Annotated in this window: 9 protein-coding genes; 6 read left to right on the top strand and 3 right to left on the bottom strand. The window is 65.5% G+C overall.

Features of this window, described 5'->3' with window-relative positions; translation table 11 throughout:
- Positions 1-351: 351 nt before the first annotated feature.
- Together DPV79_RS14175 and DPV79_RS14170 are read right to left on the bottom strand one after the other, a co-directional pair.
- Complete coding sequence (locus DPV79_RS14175) at positions 352-1,650, bottom strand: helix-turn-helix domain-containing protein (protein WP_133295645.1); 1,299 nt, start codon at positions 1,648-1,650, stop codon at positions 352-354.
- Positions 1,644-2,987 carry an MFS transporter gene (locus DPV79_RS14170; RefSeq protein WP_113045679.1) on the bottom strand — a complete coding sequence of 448 codons (1,344 nt, stop codon included), beginning with the start codon at positions 2,985-2,987 and terminating at the stop codon, positions 1,644-1,646. The genes DPV79_RS14175 and DPV79_RS14170 overlap by 7 nt, the downstream gene beginning before the upstream one ends.
- A gap of 556 nt (positions 2,988-3,543) precedes the next feature.
- Between DPV79_RS14170 and DPV79_RS14165 the strand changes: the two genes are divergently transcribed.
- The 6 genes from DPV79_RS14165 to DPV79_RS14140 all read left to right on the top strand — a co-directional run bounded on the left by DPV79_RS14165 (position 3,544) and on the right by DPV79_RS14140 (position 11,424).
- A complete protein-coding gene (locus DPV79_RS14165; protein ID WP_113045744.1) occupies positions 3,544-4,488 on the top strand; it encodes a helix-turn-helix domain-containing protein in 945 nt (314 codons plus the stop codon).
- 296 nt (positions 4,489-4,784) lie between these two features.
- A complete protein-coding gene (locus DPV79_RS14160; protein ID WP_113045678.1) occupies positions 4,785-6,224 on the top strand; it encodes an APC family permease in 1,440 nt (479 codons plus the stop codon).
- 275 nt (positions 6,225-6,499) lie between these two features.
- The gene (locus DPV79_RS14155) at positions 6,500-7,945 is read left to right on the top strand and encodes an aldehyde dehydrogenase family protein (protein ID WP_048027942.1); all 1,446 of its coding nucleotides are present in this window, start codon (positions 6,500-6,502) and stop codon (positions 7,943-7,945) included.
- A gap of 64 nt (positions 7,946-8,009) precedes the next feature.
- A complete protein-coding gene (locus tag DPV79_RS14150) occupies positions 8,010-9,374 on the top strand; it encodes an aspartate aminotransferase family protein (protein ID WP_059495601.1) in 1,365 nt (454 codons plus the stop codon).
- Positions 9,375-9,519: 145 nt separating this feature from the next.
- Positions 9,520-10,083 carry a cytochrome b gene (locus DPV79_RS14145; protein ID WP_048027888.1) on the top strand — a complete coding sequence of 188 codons (564 nt, stop codon included), beginning with the start codon at positions 9,520-9,522 and terminating at the stop codon, positions 10,081-10,083.
- Positions 10,084-10,275: 192 nt separating this feature from the next.
- Positions 10,276-11,424, top strand: a complete 1,149-nt coding sequence (locus tag DPV79_RS14140) for a porin (protein ID WP_048027890.1) — start codon at positions 10,276-10,278, stop codon at positions 11,422-11,424.
- A gap of 57 nt (positions 11,425-11,481) precedes the next feature.
- Here the strand turns inward: DPV79_RS14140 and DPV79_RS14135 are convergent, their stop codons facing one another.
- Positions 11,482-12,537 (bottom strand): porin, encoded by a 1,056-nt coding sequence (locus DPV79_RS14135; protein ID WP_060304144.1) that lies wholly within the window; start codon positions 12,535-12,537, stop codon positions 11,482-11,484.
- Positions 12,538-12,629: the final 92 nt, after the last annotated feature.

Raw genomic sequence — 12,629 nt, 5'->3', positions numbered from 1 at the left:
GTTTTTTTGGTGTTTTCGCTTGACCGGACAACTGCAATTCCCGGGGTAAACCCGATTTCATCGCATCGCGGATGCCTGCGTATCGCGGGCATATCGACTCCGGCGTGCATTGCGCCCGCTCTTCTGCTCCGCTCGCTTGCGGCGCGCACCGGTTCGGCCCAGCCGAAATAACGACGTCTCGAAACGGGAGGAACGGGTGGAGGAACAGAAGACGGCGCGGTATCGGGCATTCAATCTCGATGCGGCATCGAGAGCACATCCGGATCGCCGTCGAAACAGGTGCGTTCCGCATGCTCACCACGATCTCGAGCCCGGACCGGCTCCATGGATCACCGTACGCAGCGCAACTTTTTATTTTGGTTTTGCGGGTTCGCCGGCTCCGGCTTTCTTGGGCGCAAGCTCGCTTTCTCTTACAGGCCACATCTGGCCGACCTTCAGATGGCGAACAATGACCGGCTTATTACCGACGTTCGACGGTCCGAATGTACGGACTTCATACAGTGCCTCGAACGTGTTATCGGAGCCGAGACTCTTCTTCAGCTTGTCCAGTTCGGATTTACTCGACGCAACATGTATCGCCTCCATGAGCGCAGGATCCCTGGTGCCAGCAATAACGACGATATGATTTCCCGATGAGCCCGGAAAGCTGGCTATATATGCATAGTCGCGGCGCATAATCCCCTCGGTCGAAGGGTTGTCCCAGTCGGATTGAAACTGATTCCCGCTCGCCCGATCGACAAGCGTATCGCCGTCGTCCGACAGAGAGAAACCCGAGATATCGCAAAGCGGTTCTTTCAGGTCCGCCAGATTCCTCAGCAAACCGACATAGACGAGATCGTGAGTCCGCAACATGTTGTTGGTGAAGCGCGACATCGCGATGGATTGCAGCGACGGCAGCTCACCGGCTCGCGCGGTCGCAATGATGGGAGTAATGGCAGCCATAGCCGGCGCCACGCCTTCAGGAAGGGTGTAGGTGTTCAAGTCGATATATTTTTGATTCGCGCCCGAGGTCCGCAACCGGTACTGACCCAACTCATCCGCAGAGTGAATTCGGGGGTCGAGTATCAGGCGGGAAACCTCGTTGTCGGAATCCAGCTCGCCGAAAACATAATCGCCGCCATAAACGACAAGAGTCGGAATATGGCTCCCCGCCAGCGCACTCCAGAGATTGGTCCCGAGGCGAGCGTCTCCGGCGGGATTGCCTGCGAACCAGTTCCAGCAAATCAGATTGAGCCCGACGAGAAGCACGGCGCCTCCTGCGAACCACATCCAGGCGCCGCGCGGCAGGCGGCGGCGCGGTGCGGCACGTTCGTCTGCCTCGGCCGCAGCCGGCGGAACGACGACGAGCCGATATTCCCCGCGCGGAAGGGCCAGGCGTTCACCATGCTCGTCCGGTGGCAGTTCCTCGAGTTTCTTCCGTAGCCGGTGGACATGCACCCTCACGGTCGCATCGGCGGCAAGATCCACGTCGATGGATTTGCCGAAGACCGTTTGCGCAATCTCGATTTCCTTCGGTGCGGCGTCGGCCAGCGAACGTTCGAGCAGTAATTCGAAAAGACGATTGATCTGCGACGATTTTCCGAGCACGCCACTTTTTTGAATGCGTTCCCCGTGAGCAACGAGCCGCCTTGCGTCTTTGTCCTCTAGCACGCTCGACCTCCCCGGCTTGTACGGAGACACGCCCGTTCGCTCGCCGCGCGGCGCGGCGTCAGAGTGCGCGGCACCAGGCTCGTCACCAGCACCGAACCGACCACCAGCAGCCCCGCGACCACCCCGAGCCCGGCATACGGCGCCCCCGTACGCGCAAACAGGAGGCCAACCAGCCACGAACTGAAGGCGCCGCCGAGCGAACCCAGCATGCTGATCACCGCGATGCCCGCCGCCGCCGCGCGACCGGTCAGTTGTGCAGCCGGAATCGTCCAGAAAACGATTGGCACGGTGAACGCGCACAGCTGCGCGATCGCCAGCAAGGCCACGGTGATCCATACGTGGCCGACCGAGAAGCGCAGGAGCAGTAGACTGCACGCGGTGACGAGCATGCAGACCACCGTATGCCACCGGCGCTCGCCAAATCGGTCGGAACTCCATGCGATCGCCACGTTTCCGATCATCGTGAACACCGATATCAGCCCGGATAACCAGCCGATTCCGGAGACGCTCGACACCCCGGCCGACTTCAGCACCGTGGGCGACCAGAACGTCACCGTCCCCATTCCGACGTAGATGCAGAAATAGATCGCGGCAAGCCCCAGCACGCGACCGTTGCCAACGATGTCGACAACGCCGACCCGGTCATGGCCGACCACGGCCGAGGCCCGCTCGGCGTCCAGATCGCGCAAGAGCGCCTGCCGGTCCAAAGACGACAGCCATGCCGCCTGTTCCGGCCGGTCGCTCAGCATCAGCGGCGCAACCAGCCCGAGCGCGATGGCCGGCAATCCCTCGATCAGAAACAGCCATTGCCATCCGCGCAACCCCATCACGCCCTGCATGTGCGCCATGATCCAGCCGGACAGCGGTCCGCCGATCATTCCAGCAACCGGAACGGCGAGCAGCAGCATGCTGTTGACACGGGCGCGCACCGCGTCCGGAAACCAGTACGACAGGTACAGGATCAGGCCCGGAAAGAAGCCGGCCTCGGCGGCGCCGAGCAGAAAACGCACCACGTACAGCGACACGCTGCCGGTCACGAACATCTGCGCCACCGTGCAAAGGCCCCACAGCACCATGATGCGCATCAGCGTGCGGCTCGCGCCGATGCGCGCCAGCACCAGATTGCTCGGCACCTCGAAGGCGGCGTAACTGATGAAGAAAATGGCCGTCGCGGAGCCGAACACGGCTTCGCTCAAGCCGAGATCCTGCAGGAACTGCAGCTTGGCGAACCCGATGTTGACGCGATCGACGAAGTTGATGACGTAGCAGACGAACAGAAACGGAATCACGCGCAGCGCGATCCGGCGGTACAAGACGGCAGGGGGTGACTCGGACATGGACCGCTCCCGGTAGGTGGACATGCATCGGCAGTCGCGTGCGTTGCTCGCGGCTGTAATCGGCGGCGCCATGCATGCGCACGGCCAGTCGAAGTGCTGCGGGAGAATTATACGAATCTCACAATTCGGGATTCATTGGTAGTTAACACGAGAAAATCCGCCGGGCGTCGCCGGTACCGCATCGCCAACCTTCATTCGTCAGTTTTGTAAGAAAACATCGGAATCCTGCGGATATCACGGTCATTTCGCCTACACTGCAAGGTATCGCGCCATATCGCACGTAAACCCCCATCATAAAAATAAATTCAATCCCATATAATGAGATTTACAAAAACAAACGGCCGCGAGCGTCAACGGGGTTTTCGATCGCGTCACCCGGTGTTTTTTTCTGGATATGATCGTCGGCGGGACCGGCCGCATGGCACGGCATCTTCGGAAGCCGTCCATCCGGGCGAATCCAGGCGAACCGCGCGCATCGCGCGTGCTGCCCGCGCCCGGGCAACCTGCGTCGGCCTCGGCCGGCATCGAATTTCAGACGGTATGCATCAGCCACGCCATGAATCTGCACGCTGAAACACTGTGCTTCTCGGATGTGTTCCTCCATTCCCAGGCGATCGTGAACTGGTCGCAGCACTACGACCAGATCAGTCCCGGCACCGCAACGACCACGCTGCGCCAGGTCGCCGGCCAGCGTTTCCACGTCTTTCGCGAACGCATCAATCAGCGCGTGATGCAGCACGGCCTCGCGCCGCGCGACCGGCTCTGCTTCGCGCTGCCGATCGTCAGCGCGGTCGCGCCCGTGGTCCAGGGGCGCACCGTCGAGCGCCCGAGCCTGCTGACGCTGCGCGGCGGCGAGGAGTTCGTCGCGCATCTGCCGTGCGACACCGAGGTGCTCGCCTTCACGATCGATCGCACGCTCACGGCCGATCGCGAACTGGACGAACTCGCGAACCTGCCTGCCCGCATCCTGAAGCAGCCAGTGCTGCCGATCTCGCCCGCACGCTACGGCCATGCGCTGGACGGGCTCGAGCGCGTGCTTTGCCAGGCGCTCGACAGCGGTTCGCTCACCGCACGCGATGCATTCGACGAACGCGTGCTCGCGCACAGTGTCGTCGGCATCCTGCTCGACCTCGTGCAGTCCGACGATGCCGATGCCGGCGCGCTGCCGTCGGCCTCGACGCAAAGCTACGTCGTTCGCCGCAGCCAGGAAATCGCGCTCGAATGCGACGACGTGCCGACGGTGATCGATCTCTGTCACCACCTCAGAATCAGCCGCCGCACACTGCAATACAGTTTCCAGAACGTGGTCGGCACGACGCCGACCGCCTATCTCCGCTCGATCCGGCTGAACGCCGTGCGGCGCTTCCTGATGACGACGCCCGAGACGATGCGGATCGGCGACGCGGCGGCGCAATTCGGCTTTTGCCACTTCGGGCGCTTCTCCGCGTACTACCAGCAGCATTTCCACGAGCTGCCGTCACACACGCCGCGCCTGAGCTGAGCCCGCGAACGACGCATGGTGACGGCGCATCCGGGTAATCCCCTGCCGCCCCCGCGCACGCGGATTGCCGATAACGGACAACGCGCGTGATTTAGGCACCGTAAATTTTTGTCGTCGGCCTGCTTGTGTGCGCTTCACCGCATCGAGCGGCCGTCCAAGCGCACACCTGTGTCGTCGTCGGTGGTCGGCCGCCGGCATCCCTTGCCGGCTCGTCAGGATCGGCGCGCGGCACGGGAATATCGATCAGGCATGCCGGTGTCGATTCCTGACGGACGATCCGGCCAGCGGGACTACTCATGAACGAATCGTCACCCCGGTCCGAAGCGGGGCTCAGCAAGAACGCCGTCGGACTTTCACACATCGTTTTCTTCGTCGTCGCCGCGGCCGCGCCGCTCACCGCGATGGTCGGCGCGACGCCCGCGGCATTCTCGCTCGGCAACGGCCCCGGCGTGCCCGGCGTATTCGTGCTGGCGGGCGTCATGTACCTGATCTTCAGCATCGGCTATGCCGCGATGAGCCGGCACATCTCCAATGCGGGCGCGTTCTATGCGTACATCGCGAACGGGCTCGGACGCCCCGCCGGCGTGGGCGGCGCGTTCGTCGCGATCGTCGCGTACAACGCCGTGCAGATCGCGATCTACTGCATGTTCGGCTTTTTCCTGAACGACAGCATCCAGCGGCACTACGGCGTCGACGTGCCGTGGTGGGCGTTCGCGCTCGCGTGCGCCGTCGCGGTCCACGTCTGCGGCGCGCGACGCATCGAGTTCAGCGGCCGGCTGCTCGGCATGCTGATGATCGGCGAGATCGCGATCGTGATGCTGCTCGATCTCGCGATCGTCGTGCACGGCGCGAGCACCGGCGGCTTCAGCGCGAAACCGTTCAGCCCCGCGCTGGTGTTCGCACCCGGGCTCGGCACCGCGCTCGTGTTCGTGCTCGGCTCGTACATGGGCTTCGAGGCGACGGCGATCTTCTCCGAGGAGGCGCGCGACCCGAAACGTACGATTCCGCGGGCCACCTACCTGGCCGTGATCCTCATCATGGCGTTCTACGCGCTGTCGTCGTGGGCGATCGTCGAGGCGTGGGGCGAGGGGCAGATCGCCGCACAGGCGGGCCGCGATCCGGCCAATCTGTGGTTTGCCGTCAGCGGCCGGCTGCTCGGCGGCATCGCGACGGACGCGATGAACGTGCTGCTCGTCACGAGCCTCTTCGCGGCCATCCTGTCGTTCCACAACACGATCACGCGCTATTTCTACGCGATGGGCCGCGAACGCGTACTGTGGCGCAAGCTCGGTCATACGTGCCCCGTGCATCGTTGCCCGGACGTCGCCGGCAAGGTGCAGACGCTGATCGCGCTCGCGGCCATCGTCGGGTCGGCGGTGTTCCGCCTCGATCCGTTCGCGGTCGTGTTCTCGTGGATGAGTGCGCTGGCCACGATCGGCATCATCGCGGTGCAGATCCTGGTGGCGGCCTCGGTAATCGCGTTCTTCGCGCGCGATCGCCGGGACGCCAGCGTCGTGCACCGCCTGATCGCGCCGCTCGTCAGCGTGATCGCGCTCGGTGCATGCCTCGTGCTGGTCGTGCGCAACCTGTCCGTGCTGAGCGGATCGGATTCGACCTTCGTCGCGATGTTTCCGTATTTCCTCGTCGCCGTCGGCGCGCTCGGCATCCGCGCCGCGCTGCGGCTGAAGCGCAGCGATCCCGACCTGTACCGCGAACTCGGGCGCGCCGCCCAGTAGCCGCTGGCCCGTAGCCGCTGCCCGGACGGTGCCGCGCCGCCCCGTCGTCCCGTTACGCCCTCCCCGGGCATTTCCCGCTGCCGACGCGACTCGCAATGCGTCGCGCCGGCACGGGTATTCCCTATCCCGATCGCACAGCAACGATTGCCGATAGCGGACAAGGCGCGCGATTTCATCGACATACAGTGAAAGCGACGTCGCCGCAGCACGGTGGCAGCCGCCCTCGCCGCCGCCCCGTTCAGCCCGACGATTCGCCCCTGTGAAACATGGACACCATGATGAAAATTCAGAATCTGATCGGCGGCAGGCATTGCGATGCAGCGACCGGCCGCACTTTCGAAAAGCTGGCGCCGGCAACCGGCGACTACGTCGCCGCCGTGCCCGCATCGACCGCCGAGGACGTCGATCGCGCGGTGCGTGCCGCGCACGCCGCGCTGCACGACGACGCGTGGGCCCGCGCCGGCGGCTCGGCCCGCGCCCGCTGGCTCCTTCGGCTCGCGGATCTGGTCGAGCGCAACGGCAATGCGCTGACGGAATTGCTGGCCGTCGAACAGGGACGCCCGCTTGCCGAGATGCGCATGATGGACCTCCCGATGTGCATCGACACGCTGCGCTACTTCGCCGGCTGGGCCGACAAGCTCGAGGGCCGCACGATTCCGACCGACGGCTTCATGGGCCGACCGACGCTCAGCTACACGCGGCGTGCACCGGTGGGCGTGGCCGGTCTGATCATTCCGTGGAACGCGCCGTTGATGATCGCCGTGTGGAAACTCGCGCCGGCGCTCGCGGCCGGCTGCCCCGTGGTCATCAAACCGTCGGAGGACACGCCGCTGGCCGTCGCCCGGCTCGGCGAACTCGTCTGCGAAGCCGGCCTGCCCGCCGGGGTCGTCAACATCGTTCACGGCGTGGGCGCGGAAGTCGGCGCCGCGCTGGTCGCGCATCCGCTCGTGAACAAGATCAGCTTCACCGGCAGCACCGAAGTCGGCCGCGCGATCGCGACCGCGGCAGCGAAGACCTTCAAGCGCGTCACACTCGAACTCGGCGGCAAGGCCGCGCAGATCGTGTTCGCGGACGCCGATCTCGATCGTGCGATTCCGTCGCTGATGGCCGGCATGTTCGCGAACCAGGGCCAGACGTGCGCGGCCGGCTCGCGCGTGCTCGCGCACCGCTCGATCGCGCACGCACTCGAAGAGCGGCTTGCCGAGGCGGCCCGGGCCATCCGTGTCGGCCCGCCGTCGGAGCCCGGCGTGCAGATGGGTGCGCTGATCAACCCGCGTCACCTCGCGCGCGTCCGTGCGCTCGTCGACGGCGCGCTCGCCGAAGGGGCGGTCATGCTCGTCGGCGACGAACAGGTGCCGCCGCGCGGCTGCTTCATGCGACCGACGATCCTGGGCGGCGTTCATCCGGGCATGCGAATCGCCCGCGACGAAGTGTTCGGCCCGGTCGGCATGGTCATGCCGTTCGAGACCGAGGACGAGGCCGTTCGCATCGCCAACGACACGCCGTTCGGCCTCTCCGCTTCGGTGTGGACACAGGATGTCGACACCGCGCACCGCGTCGCCGAGCGGCTCGACGTCGGCGCGGTCGCAATCAATGCATGGAGCCCGATCGACGCACGCCTGCCGTGGGGCGGCACCAAGCAAAGCGGGATCGGGCGCGACCTGTCGAAGGCCGCGCTCGATGCATACCTCGAGGAAAAGATCGTCACCGCAGCCCTGTGACCCGCGGCGCACACCACGTCGCACCCCTCTGTTCAAGCACTTCGTAAGAGAGACGAGAGACACCATGGACTATCAAAAGCGTCAAAAACGATTCTGGCATCCGATGAGCTCGGCCGCCGCCGGCCATACGACCCCCACCGTCGTCATCGCACGCGGCGACGGCAACTACGTGTACGACGTCGACGGCCACCGCATGCTCGACGGCGTCGGCGGACTGTGGAACGTCAACGTCGGCCACAACCGGCCGGAAGTGAAAAGCGCGATCGCGCGGCAGATGGACGAGCTGTCTTACTACCAGACCTTCGACGGCGTCGCCCATCCGCGCGTCTACGACCTGGCCGACCGCCTGTGCGCTATGTTCGCGCAGGAGGACATGCAACGGGTGATGTTCGGCAGCGGCGGGTCCGACGCGATCGAGACCGCGCTCAAGATGGCGCGTCAGTACTGGGTCGCCGCAGGCGAGCCGTCGCGCACGAAATTCCTGTCGCTGCGCAACGGCTATCACGGCGTACACATGGGCGGCACGTCGATCGGCGGCAACGGCGTCTACCATTACAATCACGGCCCGCTGCTGCCCGGCTGCGTACTGCTCGACACGCCGTGGCTCTACCGCAATCCGTGGAACTGCGACGATCCGCAACAGCTCGTCGAGCACTGCATCCGGCAGCTCGAGGAAACGATCGCGTTTCACGGCCCGCAGACCATTGCCGCGTTCGTCGCCGAACCGGTGCAGGGCGCCGGCGGCCTGATCGTCCCGCCGGCCGATTACTGGCCGCGCGTGCGGGCCGTATGCGACCGCAACGGCATCCTGCTGATCGCCGACGAGGTGGTCACCGGCTTCGGCCGCACCGGCAGCCTGCTCGGCAGCCGCGGCTGGGGCGTCGCCGCCGACATCCTGTGCGTCGCCAAGGGCATTTCCGCCGGCTACGTGCCGCTCGGCGCGACACTGTACAACGGCCGGATCGCCGACGCGATCGAACATGGTGCGGGCTTCTCGCACGTGGTCATGCACGGCTATACGTACAGCGGGCATCCGCTCGCTTGCGCGGCGTCGCTTGCCGTGCTCGACATCGTCGAGGCCGAGGATCTGCCCGGTAATGCGGCGCGGGTCGGCCAGCGCCTGCTCGAGCAATTGCTGCCGCTGAAGGCCGACTTCGAGACGGTCGGCGACGTCCGCGGCAAGGGACTGATGCTGGCGCTCGATCTGGTGACCGACAAGGCCAGCCGCACGCCGCTCGATCCGGGACAGGGGTTCGCCGCCCGCGTGGCCGATGCCGCGCGCAGGCGCGGCGTCCTGGTACGGGCGATCGCGAACAAGGTCGTGATGTCGCCGCCGTTGACGCTGCGGCAGGACGAAGCCGACTTCATCGCGGTGACGCTGCGCGAAGCACTGCAGGAATGCTGCGCGGATTCGCTGGCGATCGCCTGAGCGCGCGAAATAGCCTGGCGCACGGGCCTCTCGTCGAAGGTTCGTGCGCATCGCCACCCGGCCTCGGTTCGACGAAGATCGGCGCGAGACGTTGACGATCGGCATCCCGCCTGTCGCAGTGTCGCTTCAAAGGAAGACAAATCAAATGGAACACCAGGCCATTGCATTCACCGTGGAGAAATACCCGCTCGCGCTTCGGCTGCTGCACTGGGTCAGGGCGATCCTGATCGGCGCGCAGCTCTGGACCGGCTGGACGATGGTCCGGCTCGACGACAACCTGCCGGCCAAGTTCGACTGGTACTACCCGACGCACAAGGAGTTCGGCGTGCTCACGCTGCTGGTGGTCGTCACGCAACTGGCGATTCGGTCGATGAAGCCGTTGCCGCCGCTGCCTGCCACCCTGCCGACGCTCGACCGCAAGCTCGCCAAGATCGGCCACTACCTGCTGTACGCGCTGGCGATCGTCGTGCCGCTGATGGGTTATTCGATGTCCAGCACTTTCACGCAGAGCGACGGCGTGCCGTTCTTCTTTTTCCGCGTACCCGAGCTGCTGCCGAAGAACGACCACTGGTTCGAGGCGTTTCAGTGGCTGCACCGGACGCTCGCCTACACGTTGCTCGCGCTCATCGTGCTGCATGTGCTCGGCGCGCTGAAGCACCGCTTCTTCGACCGCAACCCGGAAAACGACGTGCTGCGGCGGATGCTGTAGCTCCGCTACGCGGAACCTCGCGCCAGGCGAGGCGCCGTATTCGGTCCGCTCGATCGCGGCGGACCGATTTTCTTCCCGATTCATATTTCGTTTAACTAACGATAAACGGACCCGCTGCACGCGTCCGGTGCTGACGCACGCCGTCGGAAACCGTGTCGCCACGCGTGGGCCGCCCACACCTGGAGATCGACGATGAAGAAGATGATGGCGGCCGTATCGGCCGCGAGCGCCATGGGTTTCGGCCTGCCGGCCCACGCGCAAAGCACCGTGACGCTGTACGGCCTGATCGACGAAGGCATCAATTTCACGAGCAACGCGGGCGGCAGCACGGCTTACCAGATGATCAGCGGCGATACCGTCGGCAGCAACTGGGGGTTGAAAGGTACCGAAGACCTCGGTGGCGGCCTGAGGGCGCTGTTCCAGCTCGAAAACGGCTTCAACGCGAGTACGGGCGCGCTCGGCGTGACGTCCCGGATGTTCGGCAGGCAGGCTTATGTCGGACTCGATTCCGACCGGTTCGGCACGCTCACGCTCGGCCGCCAATACGACCCCACGCTCGACATGTGGAGCCCGTTCACGGCCACCGGAAACTGGCTCGGCGACTTCGGCGCGCACCCGTACGACAACGACAACGCCGACTGGGACTACCGCATCCAGAACAGCGTCAAATACGTGTCGCCCGCGTATGCCGGCTTCAAGGGCGAAGTGCTCTACGGCCTCTCGAACCAGGCGGGCGGCTTCGCGCGAAACCGCGTCTACAGCGCGGCCGTGCAGTACCAGATGGGCGCGTTCTCCGCCGCCGTCGCCTACCTGAAGGCAAACAACGGCGGCGCGACCGCGGGCGGCGCGCTGTCGAGCGACGACACGGTATTCAGCGGCCGCTCGCAGCAGAACATCGATGCCGGCGCGTCATACAAGTTCAGCGACAAGTTCACGCTCTCCGCCGCGTATTCGCACGTCGACGTGACCAACCCCGAATCGAATCTCTACTTCGCGAACCCGCCTGCGGCAGGCACGCAGAACGCGTGGAAATTCGACAACTTCGAGGTCAACGGCCAGTATTTCTTCCGGCCTGACTTCTGGCTCGGTGCCGCCTATGCATTCACGCATGCGCATGTCGCCACGACGGCCGGCGACGCATCGCCGAGTTGGCACCAGCTGTCGATGATGCTCGACTACGACCTCAGCAAGCGGACCTCGACCTACCTCCAGGCTGCATACCAGCATGCAACCGGCAACACCGGCACCGACTTCGACTATGCGCACGTGCTCGGCACGGCCGGGCAGTCGTCGGGCCGCAACCAGCTGGCGCTGCGGATCGGGATGATGCATCGGTTCTGAGCGCGGCGACCCGCGGGCCGGGTTGCCGCACGCGGCAACCCGTGCTTTCCCGTGCGGTCAGAACTGATGCCGCACCCCGACGCGCACCGCGGTCTGCGACGCGCCTGCCGCCGCTGCGCCGAGCGCGGCCTCGACCTGGGCACCGTAAGCACTGTCGTGCCCGCGCGCGACCACCGCGTACAGCCCCGTGCGCTTCGACAGCGAATAGTCGGCGCTCAGCGTGATCTGGTTGGCCGAGCCGATGTCCCCGCCGCGCTGCTGGTACTGGAAACCGCCGCCGAGCTGCAACGAGGGCGTGACCGAATAGGTCAACCCGGCGTCGTAGGTGGTGGCGCGCAACGGCGCGGCGGCGCTGATCCGTACGTCCGACACCATGCCGAAGACGCGGAACGGCCCGACGTTGTAGCCGGCCCCGCCCGAGAAGTTGCGCAGATTGCCGCCGGCAGCCACGTCGTGCTGGCCGAAATAGGCGAGCGCTGCGCTGAACGCGCCTTGCGTGTAGGACAGCATCGCGCTTTGCACGCTGCTGCGCGCGACCGTGCCGGGTACGTTGCCGAACCCCCACATGCCGCCGAACGCGACACCGCCGAACGTCGGACTCACGTACTTCACCGCGTTGTTCACCTGCACACCCCACACGCGGTTGTCGAGCGCGCCGCCCGCCGACGCGTTCGCCGGCAAGCCCCACGCGAGCAGCCCGGCCGGCGTGTTCGCGCCGATCGCGAACGACGGCATGAGATCGCCGACGAAATCGAACTGCCGCCCGAGCGTCACGGTGCCCCAGTCGCCGCCGAGCCCGACGTACGCTTGCGAACTGAACGCGGAGCCCGGCACGGTCAACGTGCCGTCCGATGTCTGGAACTGGCTTTCGAGCCGGAATACCGCGAAGTTGCCGCCGCCGAGGTCTTCCCTGCCCGTCAGGCCCCACACGTCGTTGCGCGACACGCCCGCCTGGAGCGCGAGCTGGCGGCCGCCGCGCGGCGCGGAAGCGACGTCGCTCGTATAGGTGATGCCGGTGTCGAGCGAACCGTAGAGCGTCACGCTCGACTGCGCGAACACCGGCGAAACCGCACCGCAGCCGCACAGCGCCACCATCTTCAACCACGTTCCCATCTTCTTCTCCTCATCGAATATTCATGCATCGCGTCCGCGAACCGGATCGCACGCAGGCCGTGTCGGGTTGCGTTATCTACATCGTCAACATA

Origin of the sequence: Burkholderia reimsis, from assembly GCF_003294055.1 — a bacterium.
Lineage (GTDB): Bacteria > Pseudomonadota > Gammaproteobacteria > Burkholderiales > Burkholderiaceae > Burkholderia > Burkholderia cepacia.
This window is presented reverse-complemented; position numbering and strand designations above follow the sequence as displayed.